The sequence below is a fragment of the Sulfitobacter sp. TBRI5 genome (assembly GCF_051013555.1).
Taxonomy (GTDB): Bacteria; Pseudomonadota; Alphaproteobacteria; order Rhodobacterales; family Rhodobacteraceae; genus JL08.
Genome location: NZ_CP112884.1, coordinates 1,488,096 through 1,506,856 on the forward strand (window position 1 = coordinate 1,488,096; position 18,761 = coordinate 1,506,856).

The window sequence follows — 18,761 nt, forward strand, 5'->3', positions numbered from 1 at the left end:
CATTCAGTAGCCGCGATGCGGATCAACAATGTTGTGCAGCGGTGCGCCCTGCTGAAACCGGACAAGATTGTCCGAGAACATCAGGATCGATGCGTTCTCCCAGCCGTCATAAACGCTTGAACAATGCGGCGAAACAACCAGATTTGGCAGCTCCCACAGCGGGCTATCTTCGGGCAAAGGCTCTGTTTCGAACACATCAAGACCAGCGGCAGCCAGATTGCCCCGCGTCAACGCATCGATCAGGGCGGATTGCACGACGACACCGCCGCGCGAAACATCAACAAGCAGGGCACCGGGTTTCATGGTGGCAAAGGCTGCCGCGTCCAGTAATCCTCTGGTGCTGTCCAGAAGGGGGGTGCAGACAACAATGGCGTCCGCGCTGGGCAAAAGGGTTGCGATTTCATCCGCGGCATAGACATGATCGACATTGTCCATCGGTTGCGGGCGCGCACGTGTGCCGATCACAGTCATGCCAAACGCCTGCGCCAGCGCGGCAACGGCCTGACCGGTTTGCCCCAATCCGATGACCAGCAGCGTTTTGCCGCGCAACGGCGTGACAGTCCTGTTCCGCCAGATGCGGGCGGATTTGTCAGCATTCAGTCCGTCGATATCCAGGGTGAAATGCAACAGGCAGCCAAACGCAAACTCGGCCATCATGCCAGCTGCGACACCGGCAGCATTGGTAACAGTGATCTTGTCCGTGTCCCACTTGCCCAGATGATCCACACCGGATCCGCCGACGGACAGCCAGCGCGGCGCATCAGGGCCCAAGACCGCCTGCGCCGGGTAAGACGGTGTTCCCGCAAAACGGGTAGAAAACACCACGTCAGGGCGGTTATCCCGCAGGCATTGCGGCAATGCCTCGTATGTATTGCACGGTACGAAGGTAAGATCGGGATGCCGCGGTGACAGCAGATCGATACAGGGTTGCGGATGGTCTGTGTGAATTACGACAGTGGTCATTCCGGCCCCTTTTCCACGACATGCGACAGACTGGAAAACAGGGTGTCGGACTGCACCAGCCCCATGCCGGCATCCCAGATCGCCTGACTGCGGCCAGGTCCGAAAGACGGATTTACCATCGCGTCAAATTTTTCCCTCAGTTCTGTCTGGTCCATCGGTGCCTCGGGCCCACCTCTGGCATGAACATCACCGGAATGAAAGCTGCGCCCGTCGCGCAGTGTCATCGTCACATCCGACCAGCGCCCGGCAGGAAAGCGATCAGAATGGCGCGCCGTTTCGCTGACTGTGATCCGTGTCAACACCTGCGCGGTTTCCGGGTCGGACAAGGCCGCGCCGCTCACATGTTCGGGGGCGATGCGCCCATGACGCATCAGAACAGCGACAGCAAAAGGAAGCGAATACTGCGCCTGCGATGTGGTTTCCGGCATACCGGAATAAAGACATGCCGCCTGACGAAATGTGTTGATATGGACAGACGCAATCTGATCCGCGTTCAGGTCGTGGGTGGTGAGCAGCGCGTGTGTGGCATCAATCGCGGCATGGGCCCACCGGCAGATCGGGTAGGGCTTGATATAATTCCGCTCAATGGTCCAGTCGCCCCCCAGATCGGCCCAGTGTTGCGCAACCTCGTCCGATTCCACCGTGATGGCGGGCGCGCCCAGAAATCCGCGTTCGGCCAGCAGCACGGCGTTCACGCCGGTCAGCGCACCGATCCCTGATCCATCGTGCAACATGGTGGGGTTTGCAATTTCGCGCATCATCTGGCTGCGCGGGCCGTGGTATTCCGCAATGCCCAATCCCTGCCGCAGCGTCGGCGTATCGTGATTGCGCAGTCGCGCCCCCAAAGCGGCCACGCCCAAGGCGTTCCATGCGCCGGATGTGTGATAGTCAGACACTGTTGCGTGCAATGAAATTCCGGCGCGGGCCGCAACTTCGTATGACATGGCCAAGGCCGTCAGCGCCTGCCTGCCGGTCAATTCCGGGCAATGTGCGGCAAAGGCAAACAGCGCGGGCACGACAGCACATCCGATATGCCCGAGGGTCGGATTATAGCCGTCATGCGCATCCAGATTATCGATCTGGGTGGCCGCAGCAAAGGCCGCGCCAGACAGGCTGGCATGGCGCCCGTCAAACAGGATCGGGGCGGCAAAACCGGCGCCGCTGGCCGCGTGGAAATCAACCGCAAAATCGCGCGCGATCCGCCCGGCATCCAGATGGGTCGCGCCCGCGCATACCCCCAATGTGTCAACCAGCAGCGTGGCAGCCATCGCCAGCGCGCTTTCGGGAACCGACAGGTCGGGATCAAGAATGAAATCTGCAATTTTTTCCATCTGCGTCATGCCGTTTCCCTTTCCAGCGATGTGAACAGGTTTCCAAACCCGTCTGCGTATCCCAGCCCAAGGTGATGCAAAGCCTGAAACAGCATCGCCTGATTTGACGTGATCACCGGCTTGCCCAGTTCGGCTTCAAGCCGGTCGATGATTTCCACACTGCGCATGTCAGTGCACGACAGAACAATCGCCTGCGCGTCCGGATGATCGGCGGCGCGCCCCAGATCGAAAACCTTTTGCGGCGTCAGTTCGCCCTGACTGTAATTGTCCAAAGTGCCCATAACTTCAGAGCGGTGCAGGGTGGTTACTCCGCAGCTTTGCAGAAAGGCGACTGCGTCATCATTGATTTTTGGAACATAGGGGGATGCAAAGCCAATTCTGGTTGCGCCCAGGGCCTTCAGCGCAAAAACCAGCGCCCCTGCCGCAGTCACTGTTGCCGCACCGCTCAAATCCGTGATCTTGCGCGACAGGTCGGCATCAAATTGCGGTCCGTGCGTCAGCGTGGCAGAGGTACAGCCGTACATCACCACATCCGGCCTTACCCCCAGCAACAGGGCCAGCGGTTCATCCAGATCGGATGCACCAAGACCGGCCATTTGTTTTTCGTCCGGTATCTCATCGCGATCATATCCGCCCAGACGCGCGTAATGAAACGACACGCCTTGCGGCCGCATAAGCGCCATGTCCGCCTCAAGGTTTGTATTGGTAAAGGGCACAAGAACCCCGATACGGGCCGTCCCGCGGGAAAGATATCTCATTTGGTGCCTCGTTGTTCGTGCCATTGTTTCAGGGTTTCTATAGCAAGCTTCATATCCTCTGGGGGTCCTATTGTTGCCCGCAGGCATTCCGGTAATCCGTACCCGGCCATGCCGCGCATGATCACGCCGCGTTGTCGCAACGCGCTGTCCGCACTGTTGGCGCTGGCGGCGCTGTCAAACCGGATCAGGGCAAAATTCGTCTGGCTTTCAGGTACTTCAAGGCCCAGTTGACGGCAGGTTTTTATCAGCTCTGTGCGCAGGTCCGCCGTCAGGCTGCATGTTTTTTTCATGTATTCCTGATCCTGCATCGCTGCGGCGGCAGCGGCCTGGCTGACGGCACTGATATTGTTCGGGTTCAGCAATTTGCGTGTTTCGCTGGCGATATGTTCGGGAAAAACGCCCCACCCGACACGCAGGCCCGCCAGACCGTAAGCCTTGGAAAACGTGCGCAGAATGACGGTATTGCCCGATTGGGCCATATCAAAGACCGGTTCGTTCGAAGTGGCAAACTCTCCATAGGCCTCGTCAATGATCAATAGGGTATCGCGGGGCAATGCGGCCCGCAGATCGCGCAAATCCTGCGAAGGGATCACGGTGCCTGTCGGGTTGCCGGGGTTTGCGATGCACACGATTTTTGTGTCGTCCGTCAAAGCGGTCAGCAGGGTATTTGTGCAAACGCGCAAATCCGGTTCCGGCGCAATCAGATACCGTGCCTGCGTGACATGCGCCATGGTCCGGAAAAAGGCATAGCTGTAGGCGGGGGCCAGTATCGTGTCTGTCGCGCTGGCATAGGCATGCAGCAGCGCGGCAATCAATTCCATTGATCCAGCCCCGCACAGGATCATGGCCGGATCGATGGCATGGACCTGCGCGATGGCATTGCGCAGATCGGTCCAATCGGGATCAGGATAAAGCGCGGCCTGACCCATTGCCGTGATCGCCGCTTGGCTGGCGCGGGGGCTGGGCGGGCGCAGACTTTCGTTCTGGGACAGGGAAATCAGCCGTGTGCCGGGTTCCGCCGTCAGGTTGGCCAGCGCATAAGGGGCCATATCGGCGATATGTGCGTTCGCCTTAAGCATTTCGCTGCGCCTTGTCCCTGCTGACCAGCCCGAACGCGATATCGCGCGCGATATCCTCTGGCGCGCGTTGGGCCGGATCACCAAATCCGCCGCCGCCGGGCGTTTCAAACACAAGCGTTTTTCCCGCAGGAATGCGCACCTCGCCCTTGCCGGGCAAATCGGGCCCGTCCATCCCGATACGCACACGACCGGGCGCACCGGCATGCCCGCCGTTGCGTCCCCGTGCCGGGTTCTTGATCCGTTCAACCGACAGAAACAGCATAATGTCTTCGTCCGTAGCGGATATCATTTCGATGTGCTGGCCCAAACCGCCACGAAATGTTCCGGCACCGCCACTGTCACAGCGCAATTCGCGCTTGGTGATCAAAACCGGTCCGACCGCTTCGGTCATTTCAACCTGACTGCCCCAGACGCCGCTGGGAAAGGCTGTGGCCGACAAGCCATCGGCGGTCGGGCGGGCCCCGGTGCCGCCATTATAGACCAGTTCCAGCGCGAATTGGGTGCCACCCGATTGAACCGCATCAGGTGTGTGGCGCAATGGCAGATCATACATGCACGATGCGCCTTCGGACGGCACGGAATGGGGCAGGGCCTGATGCAGACAGCCATAGACCAGATCAGGCGTCATCTGCCCGATCGTATGGCGCATTGCGACCGGGGCGGGTGCCACAGCATTCAAAATGCATCCTTCTGGCGCCGTCACCTGAAACGGTTCCAGTGATCCGGCATTGTTGGGAATGTCCGGCCCGATAATGCAGCGCAAAGCAAAGACGGAATACGCTGTCGCATAATTCAACGGAACGTTGATGCCTTTTGCCGAGCACCCCGATGTTCCGGTAAAATCAAGCGAAATGCCCGTATCAGACACTGTCAGCGTGGCACAAAGATCGATCGCGGATTCGTATCCGTCGATCCCGATCGTGTTCTTGTAAACGCCGTTAGGCACTTGGGCGATTGCCGCCAGAGTACCGGCGCGTGATGTGGCAATAATATAGTCGGACAAGGCGTTCAGATCCTGCAATCCGAATTCTTCCATCATCCCGGACAGGCGGGTTGCACCCGTTTCACAACACGCGACCAGCGCGTAAATGTCGCCTTCATTGGCAACCGGCTCGCGCGAATTGGCTTTGACGATCTCCATCAGCAGCGCGTTGATCTCGCCGCGTTCAACCAGTTTGCAGGGGGGCATCAGCAGCCCTTCGTCATAGATATCCGACCCTTCGGGACCCATCCCAAGGCCACCCAGATCGACCAGATGTGATGTACACGAGGTAAAGCCGATAACGCGCCCCTGAAAGAAAACCGGCATCATCAACAGGAAATCGTTCAGATGCCCCGAGGCGATCCAGGGATCGTTGGTCATGTAGATATCGCCCGGTTGCATCTGTTGCAGATCAAACCGGGCGCGCAAGGTTTTGACGGCTTCGGCCATCGTGTTGATGTGCCCGGGTGTACCTGTCACGGCCTGTGCCAGCATGCGGCCCTGAAGATCGAAGATTCCAGCCGAGATATCGCCGCACTCGCGCACGATCGGGCTGAAAGCCGCGCGGATCAGGGCCTGACCCTGCTCTTCGACAATCGCCAAAAGCCGGTTCCACATCACTTGCAGGCGGGTGTTGGACAAATCGTTCATCATACGCGCTCCTCTTGCGTCAGAACCAGGGTGCCGTTCGCGTCAACGCGGGCACGGAAATCGCGGCTGACGAATGTTGTAGTTTGCGGTTCAAGGATCAGGGCAGGGCCGTTCAGCGTGTCGCCGGGCCGCAGCGTTTTGCGCAGGTAGACACCGGCCTTGGCCGGCTGGCCGGTGATATCGCAAATGATCGTTCGCGTGCTGTCGGGCTGCGCATCGTTTTGTGCAATATCCCTTGTTTCGGGGCTGGGTTCCTGCGCGTGGGTTGAAACCGTCAGCGCCCAGTTCATGATTTCGATTTTCATTCCGGGGACGATGCGCGAAAACTGCTGGCTGTATTCCCGTTCGAACGATGCCTTCAATCCGGCAATGTCGCTGGCGGCCAGTTTCCGTTCTGGCAATGCAATTTCAATTTCGTGCCCTTGTCCGTGATACCGCATGAAGGCGCTGCGTTTCTGGTGCAGTGGCTGATCGGGGGCACCTGCGCGCACCACGGCGCTGGCCTGTTGCGCCATCTCTTCGAAAAACCGGTTCAGCGCCTCGGTATCCAGATCATCTAGGGTGGCGTAGCGGCTACGCACAATTTCGAAGGATACGGGTGCAAAAAGGAACCCGACAGCAGATCCGACGCCGGGATCGTGCGGGATCAGAATGCGTGAAACACCGGCCCTGCGCGCAACGCGGGTTGCGTGCAATGGCCCGTTGCCACCAAAGGCAATCATCGTGCGTGTCGCCAGATCCTTGCCGGATTCAACCGCGTGCATCCGCCCGGCGCTGGCCATGCTTTCGTCGACAATTTCGCTGATGCCAATTGCAGCGCCGATACTGTCTGTTTGCAACGCTGCTGCCAGGTATTGCGCCAGCGCGTTTTGCGCGGCACCGGCATCGATCTTCAGGCGTCCCTCGGCAAAGCGACCAGGGTCTATCAAGCCCAAAACAACATCTGAATCCGTCACTGTCGGTTCGCTTCCGCCCTTGGCAAAGGCCGCTGGGCCCGGTTCGCTGCCCGCGCTTTGTGGTCCGACCTTCAGCCGGCCCAGCCGGTCAACGGACGCGATCGAACCGCCGCCGGCCCCGATCTCGATCATTTCAAGCACGGGAATGCGCACCGGCATGCCACTGCCCTTGATGAACCGTTCAGCGCGCGAGATTTCGAAATTCCGCGCCGTTTGCGGCTGAAACCGGTCGATCAGACACAGCTTGGCCGTGGTACCCCCCATGTCGAAAGACAGCACTTCGGTTTCACCGCTTTGCGCGGCAACACGCGCGGCCAGAATGGCACCACCGGCAGGCCCGGATTCAACCAGACGGATCGGGTGTTGCACCGCCGTTTCCAGCGTGGTCATCCCGCCACCTGCTGTCATCATCAGGATCGGGCAGGTCAGGCCATGGGCCGCGAACCGGTTGGCAAAATCCTTCAGGTACCGCGACATCAGCGGTTGAACATATGCGTTGGCAACGGTGGTGCAGAGCCGTTCAAATTCGCGGGCTTCGGGGCTGATATCACTTGATACCGACACCACCAGATCGGGCCGGTGATGCAGGATCAGCCGGGCCAAGGCCTGTTCGTGATCCGCATTTGCGTAACTGTGCAGGAGGCAAATTGCCACCGCATCAGCCCCACAGGCATCCAACTGTTCCAAAAGAACGGGCACGGCATCGGTATCCAGAGGTGTCAGTTCCTGACCTTTTGCATTCATGCGCCCGCCGATTGTCAGGCTGCGGTCCCGCGTGACCAGCAAATCGGGCTTTGTCAGGTTGATGTCATATTGGCTGTATCGGCGCTCATAGGCGATTTCCAGAATATCGCGGAAACCGGCCGTCGTGATGGTTGCCACCTGCGCCCCGCGCCGTTCGATCAGGGCGTTGGTTGCCAGGGTCGTGCCGTGGATAAATCCGGTCACATCGGCCATCTGGTGTCCGGCCAGGTCCAGCGCGATGTGTGCGCCATCCAGCGCACCAAGTGTCGGATTTTCCGGTGTGGTCGGGGTTTTGGCGGTGGCAAGAACCTCCAGCTTGCCATTCATAAGAACCGTGTCGGTAAACGTGCCGCCGATATCGACGGCAAGGCGCAAACTGGATTGAGATGTCATTGGGTGTCTTTGAAAAAAGGGCAGGGCTGCCCGTGTCTAACAATGGCGAACAGGGGCGTTTTGGCCCCGCCCGTTAAACAACCAGATCGCAGCCGGTCGCGCGGCGATTGCAAAGCTGGGTTTGAACAATGCTATTCAAAGGGGTGTCCGCCGATCCAAAGATACAAGAAAACCGTGGCGAAAAGTTTTGAGTCTGTCAAATGATCAATTCAAGGACGCAGCCAGCCGTCGGCAAACTCGATCCGGGAAGTTCCGGCAAGACGGCCAATCCGGACCAGTTCAGCGCCCAGTTTCTGTGTCCTTGTGTCTGACCACCTGATGTCTTTTTCCGGCCAGACCGCCCTGACGATCAGCTTGTCCAGATCACGATGCGCTTTCATATCGATCCGTCCGACCAGCCTGCGGCCCTGCAACAACGGAAAGACATAATAGCCGTAGTTGCGTTTGGCTTCGGGCGTGAAGACCTCGATTCGATAGTGAAATCCAAACAGGCGTTCCGCGCGCGCCCGGTCCCGCAATGCCGGGTCAAACGGGCTAAGCACCCGGATGCGGTTTGTCGGCTCGGGCGCTGAGTGTGCGCTGGTAAAAACATCGGGGCGCGCAAAACAGCGGCGCAGGGATCCGTCGGCGCTTTCAACATCCAGTTCGATCAGGTCACCGGCAGCCAGATGTTCGGTGCACCACGCCTTGGCCTCGGCGGGTGTGACAGTTGCCCAGAATGCCGCGATTTCGCCCGAGGTGGCAAAGCCCAGCCGATCCAGCGCGCCCGCGCATTTCCAGTTGATACTGGTCTGGGGATCAGGGCGATTGTCTATCAGGGTCTGGTCAATCACGCGCTCTGTCAGATCGTATTGCTTTTGAAAGGCGTTGCGCCCGGTGACGGTCAGCGCGCCGCTGCGCCACAGATATTCCAGTGCGGTTTTGGACGGGTGCCAATCCCACCAGCCGCCCGATCCGCGCTTTTCATGTTTGCCAACATCCGAAGATCCCACAGGGCCATGATCACGGACATGGCGCAGAACTTCTTCGAACTGGCTTTCAAATCCGTCGCGCCGCCAGTTGCGCCACTGGTTCTTCAGCTTTTGGGCGTCTCGTGCCTGCCGCAGGTGCCAGTGCGGATAAAACTCCATCGGGATCATCGCGGCATCATGGGTCCAGTGTTCGAACAGGGCCTGATCTTTTTCATATAACCGCTTCAGATCGGCACAGCGAAAGGACGGGCGTCGTGCAAACAGGATCAGATCATGCGCGCGGGCGACGGTGTTGATGCTGTCAAGCTGGACAAACCCCAGGCGTTTGATCAGTTCGCCTAGGATAGGCCCCTTTGCTGGCCCGGCGGGGGGGTCGGCCAGGGCATGCCGGTCCAGAAACAAACGCCGTGCATCGGCATTTTTCAAAATCGGTACAGGCACCCGGTCAACGCCGTTTCAGCGTGTCGCCATAGGAAATTTTCGGGGTCAGCGTAATCCGGGTTTCGAAATCTTTCCGGTTCTCATCCATCGCATCGCAGATGATCTTGGCCGCCGCCCGCCCGATTTCGAGACGGCAGGCATCCATAGTGGCCAGCTTGCGTGGCAGGCCTTGCAACAATTCGACCCCGTTAAAGCCAGCAAGGCCAATCTGCCCCGGAATGTCGATGCCCTGCTCCAAAAGATAAAGCAAACCCCCTGCACCGATCATATCGTTCGAATAGTACAGAAAATCCAGATCGGGGCTGCGTTCCAGCATTTGCTGGGTCATTTCGCGACCCTTTACCAGTGCTGATCCACCGGAATAAAACGCTCTGTCCTCGATCTCGACACCGGCCTTGGCCAGCGCTTCGGTGAATCCTTCGAACCGTTTGCGCGCGCGGTGGTCCAGCGGCATCTTGGTGCCCATGAACCCGATATGCTGATACCCCGCCTTCAGGATCGCCTGCGCCATTTCGCGCCCTGCGCGACGATGTGAAATGCCCACCATCGCGTCCACCGGGCGGCCGTCGACATCCATGATCTCGACCACGGGAATGCCTGCGTTTTCCAGCATCGCGCGGGCCGCGTCGGAATGTTCCAGTCCTGCGATGATCACGCCGGATGGTCGCCACGACAACATCTCGTAAAGCACCTGTTCTTCTTTTTCAGGCAGATAATCCGTCACCCCGACAACCGGTTGCAAGGGCGTGTCTTCCAGCACCTGATTGATGCCTGTCAGCACTTCGGGGAACACCATGTTGGACAAGGACGGTATGATCACCGCCACCAGATTGACCCGTTGCGACGCCAGCGCGCCGGCGATCTTGTTGGGTACGTAGCCCAATTGCTTGGCCGCCGCCAGAACACGTTCGCGGGTTGCATCCGATACATCGCCCCGATTGCGCAGAACCCTGCTGACCGTCATTTCGGACACGCCGGATGCTTCTGAAACATCGCGAAGGGTCAGCGGGCGTTTGGTTTCTGTGCTCACGGGTATGTCTCGATTGATTGATGCTCTTTCGATCTTTGTTACCGCAAACGAGGTTGCCGGTACAAGCGTGATGCAAAATCCATGACAATGACGGATCATATCGCTATGACAGGTCCGCGTGACCCCGTGGCTCAACTGGATAGAGCAGCCCCCTCCTAAGGGGCAGGTTGCAGGTTCGAATCCTGCCGGGGTCACCAATAATTGTAAAATTTTTAAATTAAAACAATACTATGACTAAATTCATTTAGAAAAAACTACCCGATTAACTACCCAAACACTCCCAATGGGTAGATGAACCGCATCCGGCACTCGGACGCCGACCACTTCAACATGGATGCCAAGGGCCGCTCAAGACGGATGTGGTAGATGGCGCGATGCAAGTGATCGGTTTCAAGCGCGAGATCTACAAAAGCGCCAACGCCATTCGCAAAGTAGTCGAGGACGCGTTCATAGACGCAGGTCTTCCGACCTTCACGCCACATTCATTCCGCAAAACCTTGGTCAAATGGGCGTATAATCGCAGCGTCGCAGCTAAAATCATCATAGCGGTCGTTCAAAGTACTGCTGAGCCACAAATTTCAAACCGTACTTTCGCCGCAGACGCTTCCAACAATTCAGTCGCGGACGAACCGGCCCTTTAGTCTTTCTGAGTTATTCTTGAACGCCTGGCTTTAGAGCGTTTTGCGTTTAATCGGTTCCATACCCTGCAGCTTTGAAGAAGTTGAAGCATTCTTCGTCGGTGAACAGATCGCAAACATGACCGACAGCTGTCCAAAGTGCTTCATATGTTCTGGCTGCCGCCTTTCTGATCAGCGCCTTGAGCTTTGAGAAGGCCATCTCGATGGGGTTCAGATCGGGTGAGTACGGTGGCAGGAACAAGAACCATGCGCCTCGGTCTTGCAGCAGCTCTGCGGCGTATTGGCTTTTGTGGCTGGACAGGTTGTCCAGGATGATCACATCGCCTTTGCGCAGCGTCGGCGCGAGTTGGGTTTCGACATAAGTGTCGAATGTTGCGCGGTTCATGGTGCCGTCGATCACCCAGGGCGCATCCAACCTGTTGTGGCGCAGCGCTGCGACAAATGTTTGCGTACGCCAATGCCCGAAAGGCGCATGATCGACAAACCGCTGCCCGCGCGGTGCCCAGCCGGTGGTCTTGGTCATGTTGGTTTTCAGCCAGGTCTCGTCCAGAAAGCCGATGCGTTCCAACATATGTGCCATGAAAGGCTGGCGATGCACGATCCAGATACGCCGCTCTCGCGCCACTTTGGCACGCTTCTGCTCAAGCGCCTGAATGTCTTTTTTTGTGCGTCAGCCCAAGGCGCTGGAAAAGTCGCCAGACCGAACTGGGGGTAACAGATATGCCCCGCTCCGAGAGGAGCCGCGCGGTCATCTCGTCAAGCGTGATCTCGCCTCTTGTTTCCACCTGTGCCCGCACCCAATCTTCGTGTGGCGTCAGTTTGCCGATGCCCGGATTGCCCTGACGTTTGGGCGCAAGCGACCCGGTTTCGCGTTTCAGTTTGACCATGTCATTGACGAATTTGACCGATACATCGAACCGCGCTGCCGCAGAGTGATGCGTATTGCCAGCCAGTACATGCGCCACAACGCGCTCACGAAGCTCCTTTGGATGAGGTTTGCCCATATTCACCGCCTTTGTTTGTTTCCAAACAAAGAATCACGGTTCACCCCAAATGGGAATCCCGAATCCGATCACACGCAAAGCGCTCTAATCTCTCGGATAGCCAACCAAAGTCCGGTGGCAATACCGGTAGTTTCGTCGTGATCATGGGGTCCGAAGAAAGCCTACGCGCTGCGATGAGGCAGGCTTCGGCTTGCTCCGCCAATTGCAGTTCCTTCAGCGCTAGCGCACGCATTTTCATGTGACCGGCTTCGTTTGGCCGCAAATCCGAAGCGGCTGCCGCATCTCGCTCTGCGCCTTCAAAATCACCGCCACAAAAACGCGCGACGCTGCGTTGGAACAGCCGATAAGGCTGGAGAGGATTTTGAGCCCCGCGTTCAATCAGGCGAGAGTAGGCCATGTCTGCGCCTGAAAAGTCAGATTCCCGCAAGCAAATCTGTCCTTCGAGTTCATGGTTCTCAAGGTACGCAGGATTCAAATCACGGCTGCGCCGCAGATCAGCGCGCGCGCCCGCTACGTCATCCATCACAGTGAGCCGGAACAAGGCCCTTGCCCAAAATACATAGTCACTCTTTGGTGACTGGATAACAGCAGTGTTCAGGTCATCGGACAGAGTTGCCTTCAGATCATCCGCCATCATTTCATAGCGGGCTCCATGCAACATGATCTGCGCCTCAGCGCGCATGGCGAGTGACACCCCGTCCAGCGGGTTCAGTTCAATAGCACGCTCCATCAGCGCCAGTCCATAACTCCAGCTTTCTGTCGTGACCTTGTAGTACTCGTTTGCTGCTCTTGCCCTGAGTTCAGAAACGCTCAGATCATCGCTTGAGATTTCCGCCAGCCGGTCGCCATCAAACGCGTTGGTTTGAAGCCGAAGATCCCCTTCCGCCAGCTGCAGGACATCGTCGCAAAAAGCAAAAATATCATCTTTTCCCGCCTCATATGTTTGCGACCAGACGGGGCGGGCATCAGACCGCAGGGTCAGGGTGACGGTAAATCTCCCCCTGCTGCCAGCCAGCCGCAATCGTCCGCGCAGATCATAGGTGGCCTTGTCCACGGTCTTGTTCAGGCCGTCGAACACAATTACACCCTTTCGCCGCGAAATACGCGCGATCAACTGATCGCGCAGATCGCCAGCTAGCGAACCGGTGTCGACATCAGCAGGTGCAAATTCGAAGGGCTGAACCACGATCGAAGGCACATCACCCCAATTGGATTTACCGCTAGGCGTTGGCCGCCATTGGTAGAGCCTTACCGGCTGGGAAATGTTCTTGAGACTGAACGTACCTGCATCATTTAGCACTTTCCCCTTGTCATCGGAAAGCTGGCGAAAAAGGTCTTCTGAGATCATCAGCCCCCCGGGCGGTGCTTCTGTCTGAATGCGCTGAACGATATTGACGCCGGGACCATAAAAATCGTCTTCATCTTCGACAATTTCACCGATGTGGCACCCGATCCGAAGCTTGATGTCTCGATGGTTGTAGAGACTGGACTGAACCTGCATGGCGCTATCCAGTGCCGGCCCGATCGAGGAGAAAGCGATGATCCAGCCATCGCCCATGCGTTTGAGTACCTCTCCTCCAAGGTCTGATACAACCGGCTCAAGATATCGGTTTTTGAGTTCACGAACTGCTTCAATGGCCGCATTCTGATCGCGTTTCATCATTGTGGAATACCCAACGATGTCGACAAACATCAGAATTGTTATTCGTGAACGCATTGCTCACCTCCGCGTAACATTCTAGCGAAGTAACCAGCGTCGACAAGAAAAGTTGGAATGATGCCAAACTTCTGGTCAACGAAAAACCATGATGCCCTGAAACTCCGCCTGTTTTGGGCTCGGATCTGCCGTTCGCGGCACGTTGCACGAAAGCCCGCTCTGCGGACTTTTGCGACATTGGGGTAACAGGCAAAAATGGCCCAAGGACCAAACCGCTCGCACGGGACCGGTGCCTGTGGTTGGCCCTATTTTCGGGCGCAGCTACTTCCATCAACCAAAACATGGCCTTTAGCCTTGTAGCGCGCTGCCAGCTCACGTGTCGCAAGTGCGATCAGGCAATTTAGCTCGTCTACCCTATCTTGGTCGGGCGTCACAAGCTTAACGGTTATCGAGAAACTAGGAGCGAGTTTACCATGCGGTTCGATATCCATCTCGGCTGGTGACAGACCGACAGTAACGAAACGTTCGTATAGCCAGACCTCCGCAACGTCCGCCGTTTCATCCGCCTCATACCATTTGCCGACATCCGCGCCGGTCTCGACCGTTGCGGCGAAATCCGCCTCGAAATCATAGGCATAGACCATACCCGTTTTTTGGAATGCGTCGACCAATGGCGGCACAAGGTATTCCCCAAAACCGCTCGCAAACTGTGAGCTGGTCAATTGGATGATGAGCTTGCCGTTCCTCGGAAAGTCCGGCGACTGCTGGGCCAAGGCCGGGAGCGCCAGAGCCATGCATATGAATGCGGAGAGACGGAGGTTCATTCCTTGTCCTTCATTCCGGGAACCGCGCAATCAACCGCGGCTGTGGTCCAGACCCGATTTTGGCCCGGTCACGGTGCTGATCTTGACTGACATACTCCAAGTAGCTGGGTCTGTTGGCAAAGTTAGGCCTTCCTACGCATCGTGACAACGGCAACTTTGTCGTCGGATGCGGAGTGGCCAAGTTCTTAGAAGGGCTCACCGTCAGATTTCGCGGCGCGTTATGACACCTGCAATATGGCGCATTGCGACGCCGGGTGATGCAGGAGCCATCCACCCCATCCGCACTCTGTGAATTCGACCGCTGGTCCTTGCTGCGGTGTGCGTGAATGGCCGGTTCGATCGCTGCACGGCGGCACCGGATTTTCCGCTCCCGCGGCATTTTTCATGCTGCAAGCGCACGCAACACAAAATACGAATTCACAGGTAGGGCTCGATGCAGTCATTCGACTATTTTTCTCTGTCGACCGGTTCGTCGCGTTAAGCAGCCGTTCATGACTGGAAATTTGAAGTTTTGGTTAAACGTGCCCAGAGCGGTCCTTCAGAACTGCAAAATTCACAGGCGTCCAAACCGACTGGACGCTACGAATGAGCCAGATTCGTCATATAACGACAACAAAGGGCAACTCCATGAGTTATAGGGATTATCAGTCAGACGTGTTAGAGTGGACACTGCCGCACCTATACAAAGCGCGGCAGAAACAGGGGGATTCATCATGACTACGGTTGTTGTAACGCATGCTGTTGGAAACATGGACACATGGTTAGGCGGGGGAGAAGTGCGCACGCAAACTTTCTCCAACTTCTGTTCAGGTCACCGAATTTTCAAGCATTCCGACAAAGATCAAGTGTCAATTGTCTTCGAAGGCGTAGATCTTGAAAAGATGAAGACCACACTCGGATCATCAGAGGCCGCAGCGAGCAAATCCCAACACACAGTGATCGATCCGATCGAAATCTATATCGAGGTCGAGGGCGGCGCTTAAATTCTGTATTCGGCTGGTGAATTTGGGTGTGATCGTAAGCAATTGCGCACGAGCGCAATTTCTGAAGTTGACTGCAATGCCGCGTGAAGAAGTCGTTCACGATTGGAAATTCGACGTTTCGTTCTGAAGGACCGCTCTTACCATTAGCGGATGTTCGTCAAAAAATTTCGAGTTTCCGAGTTGCGGGACTAAGGAGACATCAGGTTCTGTTTTTCTAGCCGAAAATCACTTTATCAAATCATCCGCTGTTGGCTTCCAGAAATGGACTGATCTCATGGAAAAACTCATCAAATCCTGGATGGCCGCGAATCATACAATGATTGGCTCCCGGTAACTCCGTAAATCCTGCGCCCGGAATTTCCTTAGCCAGTTCTCTGCCTTCCTTGATTGCTGCCGCCATGTCGCCTTTGACATGCAACACCAGCGTCGGAACGCGGATTGCACGTGCTTCTTTCCGTGAATCCACATATGCGTTCATTTCCATTATCCTGAGCGCGTTTTCCGGGCTGGTTGAAATTCGCTGCATCTCGTCAAAACTGTCTCCTTCTGCCTTCGTTGCATCTGGGATGTAAGCGGTGGTGAAGAAGTGGCGATATACCGGACTTGGAGAGCCCCAACCTGACGATACCATCGCGCGTGAGGCTTCATAAAATTGAGCTGCATCCGGATCATCACGAACCATTCGCCCTCGCGCGTATCCGCCAAGGAGGATTAAGAATTTAACCCTTTCCGGATGCTTTACGGCGAAGCGAACGCTGAAGGCCGCTCCCTGACTGATGCCAAAAAGACCAAAGCGCTCCAATCCCGCCGCGTCAGCGACTGCAAGCATATCATCTATCATTCGGTCTTCAGTAATGTCTTCGACATCCCAGTCCGACAGACCGTTTCCCCGCTGATCGAACCGCACAAGATTACAAAGCTTCGAGAATTCCGAAAGGAAGTCTCCCCAAACGGGGCTAGTCCATTCATATTCAAGATGGTTCAGCCAATTTGGAGCCTTCAGCACAGGCATTCCGCTTCCTGTTGATGCCCATGCCAGATGTGTACCGTCTGCCGATTGGCAAAAGCTTACGCGCTGCTGCAGCGATATGTCTGGTGGTTTGCGTTCTGGCGGCGCGTCGGGAGACCATTGCCAGACGCGGATCGGACGTGAAAGGTTTTTGACGCGCTGTCCTCCCATATCTCGAAAGGAAACATCTATCCGGTCTGCCGCTGACTGGTGGACGACATCCGACACACAGATTCCTCCAGGCGGGGCAAGACTTTCAAGTCTGGAAGCAACATTTACGCCGTCACCGAAGACGTCACCATCGTCAAAAATAATATCGCCAAGATTAATACCTATGCGGTAAGAGATACGCTGTTCCTCAGGTTCATCGGTTTCTCGGCGGTTCATTTCACTTTGGACGTCTATTGCGCAACGAACTGCATCCTTTATCGATGAAAACGTGACGAGCATACCGTCGCCAGTCGTTTTGATAATTTCACCGCGGTTGGATGCGATCTTAGGATCTATCAACTCTTTCCGGTGTGCTTTTTGGCGAGTGAGAACGCCCAGTTCGTCGATTTCCATTAGTCGCGAGTAGCCGACCATATCTGTGGCCATTATTGCTGCCAGACGATTTTGCATAAGCGTGGTCCTCCTCGAGGATTACCTCTTAGCATCTTTTGCCTGTTTCAAGTTGGAAACATTTGCCCGAGCGTTTGGAACTATGTTGTGTAGAAGCAATTTCCACTAATGGGATGTACCGGCTGCTTCAGCCAGCAGGTTAGGCTTGGCCTATACTGCAAAAAGGAGAAGTAGCATGGCGAAGAATGATTTTGATGAGCTGATGTCAGTTGGCGTTGATATCGGCAAAGACGTATTTCACTTGGTTGGCTTTGACAAAGAAGGTCGGCTTGTTTTGCGCAAGAAGATCAAACGCATGGCGTTGGTTGCGACGTTTGAGGAGCTGCCGCAATGTATTGTCGGGATGGAAGCTTGCCTGAGCGCGCACTTTGTCAGCCGAACGCTGAGCAAGATGGGGTTCGAGCCCCGGATCATTCCCGCGATTTATGTGAAGCCTTTCAACAAGGGCCAGAAGAACGACTACAATGACGCTGAAGCTATTGCAGAAGCCGCTTTGCGTCCCAATCTCAAGACGGTATCGGAGAAGACGCAGGAGCAGCTTGATCTCCAGGCGCTGCATCGCGTTCGGTCACGGCTTGTGTCACGTCGGACAGCAGCAATGAATCAGATCCGGGCCTTTCTGATCGAACAGGGGATCACTGTCCGACGTAGTGTCGCGGCTCTGCGCGCCTCGCTCGAAGCCATTCTTAGCAATCGCGGCGACGAGATGTCCTTGCGGATGCGGAGATTGATCCTGGGGCTCCAACAGGATTGGATATGGCTGGATAAACGGATCGATATGACCACATCTGAAATCAAAGAGGTCAGCGAGACCGAGGAAAGCTGCCAACGTCTGATGACCATTCCGGGCATCGGGCCAATCATCTCAACGGCTGTGGTTGCAGCTGTCGGGACCGGCGAGGCTTATGATCGGGGGCGAGATTTTGCGGCTTGGCTGGGGCTCGTTCCGCGACAACACAGCACCGGCGGGCGCACCATCCTGGGTCGTATCACAAAACGAGGCAGCCGGTATCTCCGCATGCTGTTTGTGCAGGCCGCGCAGGTCATCATGATGCGACCGAAGAACTGGCATAAGTTTAGTTTTGGCGCATGGTTGGAAGCCGCCGCGACGCGCATGCAGCACAACAAGCTCGGCGTGGCGCTTGCCAATAAGCTAGCGCGGATCGCATGGAGTGTTCTTAACTCAGGCAAGGACTTCGATTGGATGGAAAAAGAATTGGCGACTGCGATCTGATCACAGCCGCAAACGACGTTCGTAAACCTCAAATGCATGGAACGGAATAAAAACGCACTCAAAGTCTGAGAGCCCGAATGGTCATAATCGACCTGTCCGCTAATGAGACAAAGGCGCGTGCGTACTCCCAACAGGGCCACGGCAAGCAACACAAGCCGATCCAAAGGCCGGATACATATCAGCGACTTCCAGAAGACATGCAATTGAACACTTGCGAACAGCAGCCGGTACATACATCGGGCTCGGTGCCGTCAGGCAAAGCGCATGACACCGTCCAGCGTATCGCGCGCGCCACGCACTGCCGCGCGGGCCTGGTCGCGCGCCACACTTGCCACACCAAATTCCCTTTTCTGCCGTTCCATACGCACCACTGCGAATGTGTACCCACTCACTATGTGCTTATATTGATCCTGCTATAATTTGCTGTGGCACGTGTGGCAGAGCCATTTCACCCAATGAAACAAAGGGTAGGAGCGCCACACATGATGTGTG

At 56.5% G+C, this 18,761-nt stretch carries 17 protein-coding genes and 1 tRNA gene; 4 read left to right on the plus strand and 14 right to left on the minus strand.

Features of this window, described 5'->3' with window-relative positions; all coding sequences use genetic code 11:
- Positions 1-3: 3 nt before the first annotated feature.
- The 8 genes from OLX72_RS07585 to OLX72_RS07620 form a co-directional block, all read right to left on the minus strand.
- A complete protein-coding gene (locus tag OLX72_RS07585) occupies positions 4-963 on the minus strand; it encodes a D-2-hydroxyacid dehydrogenase (RefSeq protein ID WP_114871745.1) in 960 nt (319 codons plus the stop codon).
- A complete protein-coding gene (locus tag OLX72_RS07590; protein WP_433990186.1) occupies positions 960-2,303 on the minus strand; it encodes an MmgE/PrpD family protein in 1,344 nt (447 codons plus the stop codon). Before OLX72_RS07590 ends, OLX72_RS07585 begins: the two co-directional genes overlap by 4 nt.
- Positions 2,300-3,052, minus strand: a complete 753-nt coding sequence (locus OLX72_RS07595) for a maleate cis-trans isomerase family protein (protein WP_433990187.1) — start codon at positions 3,050-3,052, stop codon at positions 2,300-2,302. The genes OLX72_RS07590 and OLX72_RS07595 overlap by 4 nt, the downstream gene beginning before the upstream one ends.
- Entirely contained in the window at positions 3,049-4,131 is a 1,083-nt protein-coding gene (locus OLX72_RS07600; RefSeq protein ID WP_114871742.1) for a pyridoxal phosphate-dependent aminotransferase, read from the minus strand. Before OLX72_RS07600 ends, OLX72_RS07595 begins: the two co-directional genes overlap by 4 nt.
- Positions 4,124-5,767, minus strand: coding sequence for a hydantoinase B/oxoprolinase family protein (locus OLX72_RS07605; protein WP_433990188.1), 1,644 nt, complete (start codon positions 5,765-5,767; stop codon positions 4,124-4,126). Before OLX72_RS07605 ends, OLX72_RS07600 begins: the two co-directional genes overlap by 8 nt.
- Positions 5,764-7,857 (minus strand): hydantoinase/oxoprolinase family protein, encoded by a 2,094-nt coding sequence (locus OLX72_RS07610; protein WP_433990189.1) that lies wholly within the window; start codon positions 7,855-7,857, stop codon positions 5,764-5,766. The genes OLX72_RS07605 and OLX72_RS07610 overlap by 4 nt, the downstream gene beginning before the upstream one ends.
- 209 nt (positions 7,858-8,066) lie before the next feature.
- Entirely contained in the window at positions 8,067-9,269 is a 1,203-nt protein-coding gene (locus OLX72_RS07615; RefSeq protein WP_433990190.1) for a winged helix-turn-helix domain-containing protein, read from the minus strand.
- 4 nt (positions 9,270-9,273) lie between these two features.
- Positions 9,274-10,299 carry a LacI family DNA-binding transcriptional regulator gene (locus OLX72_RS07620; protein WP_114872470.1) on the minus strand — a complete coding sequence of 342 codons (1,026 nt, stop codon included), beginning with the start codon at positions 10,297-10,299 and terminating at the stop codon, positions 9,274-9,276.
- A 120-nt stretch (positions 10,300-10,419) separates the two neighbouring features.
- Between OLX72_RS07620 and OLX72_RS07625 the strand changes: the two genes are divergently transcribed.
- Positions 10,420-10,496 (plus strand) — tRNA-Arg (locus OLX72_RS07625).
- 177 nt (positions 10,497-10,673) lie between these two features.
- The gene (locus OLX72_RS07630; RefSeq protein ID WP_433990191.1) at positions 10,674-10,940 is read left to right on the plus strand and encodes a hypothetical protein; all 267 of its coding nucleotides are present in this window, start codon (positions 10,674-10,676) and stop codon (positions 10,938-10,940) included.
- Positions 10,941-10,986: 46 nt separating this feature from the next.
- Here the strand turns inward: OLX72_RS07630 and OLX72_RS07635 are convergent, their stop codons facing one another.
- The 4 genes from OLX72_RS07635 to OLX72_RS07650 all read right to left on the minus strand — a co-directional run bounded on the left by OLX72_RS07635 (position 10,987) and on the right by OLX72_RS07650 (position 14,422).
- The gene (locus OLX72_RS07635; RefSeq protein WP_433990192.1) at positions 10,987-11,562 is read right to left on the minus strand and encodes an IS630 family transposase; all 576 of its coding nucleotides are present in this window, start codon (positions 11,560-11,562) and stop codon (positions 10,987-10,989) included.
- A gap of 16 nt (positions 11,563-11,578) precedes the next feature.
- The gene (locus OLX72_RS07640; protein ID WP_433989924.1) at positions 11,579-11,941 is read right to left on the minus strand and encodes a helix-turn-helix domain-containing protein; all 363 of its coding nucleotides are present in this window, start codon (positions 11,939-11,941) and stop codon (positions 11,579-11,581) included.
- 40 nt (positions 11,942-11,981) lie between these two features.
- Positions 11,982-13,658 (minus strand): adenylate/guanylate cyclase domain-containing protein, encoded by a 1,677-nt coding sequence (locus OLX72_RS07645; protein ID WP_433990193.1) that lies wholly within the window; start codon positions 13,656-13,658, stop codon positions 11,982-11,984.
- A 245-nt stretch (positions 13,659-13,903) separates the two neighbouring features.
- Positions 13,904-14,422, minus strand: a complete 519-nt coding sequence (locus OLX72_RS07650) for a hypothetical protein (protein WP_433990194.1) — start codon at positions 14,420-14,422, stop codon at positions 13,904-13,906.
- A 713-nt stretch (positions 14,423-15,135) separates the two neighbouring features.
- On the opposite strand from OLX72_RS07650, the gene OLX72_RS07655 reads away from it, so the two are divergent.
- Positions 15,136-15,405: a hypothetical protein gene (locus tag OLX72_RS07655; protein ID WP_433990195.1), complete on the plus strand. Its 270-nt coding sequence runs from the start codon at positions 15,136-15,138 to the stop codon at positions 15,403-15,405.
- A 238-nt stretch (positions 15,406-15,643) separates the two neighbouring features.
- Here the strand turns inward: OLX72_RS07655 and OLX72_RS07660 are convergent, their stop codons facing one another.
- Positions 15,644-17,035: an alpha/beta fold hydrolase gene (locus OLX72_RS07660; protein ID WP_433990196.1), complete on the minus strand. Its 1,392-nt coding sequence runs from the start codon at positions 17,033-17,035 to the stop codon at positions 15,644-15,646.
- A 175-nt stretch (positions 17,036-17,210) separates the two neighbouring features.
- Here OLX72_RS07660 and OLX72_RS07665 point away from each other — a divergent pair, with 175 nt between their 5' ends.
- Positions 17,211-18,269 (plus strand): IS110 family transposase, encoded by a 1,059-nt coding sequence (locus OLX72_RS07665; protein WP_114868711.1) that lies wholly within the window; start codon positions 17,211-17,213, stop codon positions 18,267-18,269.
- Positions 18,270-18,520: 251 nt separating this feature from the next.
- Here the strand turns inward: OLX72_RS07665 and OLX72_RS07670 are convergent, their stop codons facing one another.
- Positions 18,521-18,661, minus strand: a complete 141-nt coding sequence (locus OLX72_RS07670; protein ID WP_433990197.1) for a hypothetical protein — start codon at positions 18,659-18,661, stop codon at positions 18,521-18,523.
- Between the last annotated feature and the right edge of the window lie 100 nt (positions 18,662-18,761).

Coding starts and splice junctions, on each gene's coding strand:
- OLX72_RS07585 (WP_114871745.1), bottom strand. CDS start 963: ATGACCACTGTCGTAATTCACACAGACCATCCGCAACCCTGTATCGAT.
- OLX72_RS07590 (WP_433990186.1), bottom strand. CDS start 2,303: ATGACGCAGATGGAAAAAATTGCAGATTTCATTCTTGATCCCGACCTG.
- OLX72_RS07595 (WP_433990187.1), bottom strand. CDS start 3,052: ATGAGATATCTTTCCCGCGGGACGGCCCGTATCGGGGTTCTTGTGCCC.
- OLX72_RS07600 (WP_114871742.1), bottom strand. CDS start 4,131: ATGCTTAAGGCGAACGCACATATCGCCGATATGGCCCCTTATGCGCTG.
- OLX72_RS07605 (WP_433990188.1), bottom strand. CDS start 5,767: ATGATGAACGATTTGTCCAACACCCGCCTGCAAGTGATGTGGAACCGG.
- OLX72_RS07610 (WP_433990189.1), bottom strand. CDS start 7,857: ATGACATCTCAATCCAGTTTGCGCCTTGCCGTCGATATCGGCGGCACG.
- OLX72_RS07630 (WP_433990191.1), top strand. CDS start 10,674: ATGCAAGTGATCGGTTTCAAGCGCGAGATCTACAAAAGCGCCAACGCC.
- OLX72_RS07640 (WP_433989924.1), bottom strand. CDS start 11,941: ATGGGCAAACCTCATCCAAAGGAGCTTCGTGAGCGCGTTGTGGCGCAT.
- OLX72_RS07645 (WP_433990193.1), bottom strand. CDS start 13,658: ATGCGTTCACGAATAACAATTCTGATGTTTGTCGACATCGTTGGGTAT.
- OLX72_RS07650 (WP_433990194.1), bottom strand. CDS start 14,422: ATGAACCTCCGTCTCTCCGCATTCATATGCATGGCTCTGGCGCTCCCG.
- OLX72_RS07655 (WP_433990195.1), top strand. CDS start 15,136: ATGACTACGGTTGTTGTAACGCATGCTGTTGGAAACATGGACACATGG.
- OLX72_RS07660 (WP_433990196.1), bottom strand. CDS start 17,035: ATGCAAAATCGTCTGGCAGCAATAATGGCCACAGATATGGTCGGCTAC.
- OLX72_RS07665 (WP_114868711.1), top strand. CDS start 17,211: ATGGCGAAGAATGATTTTGATGAGCTGATGTCAGTTGGCGTTGATATC.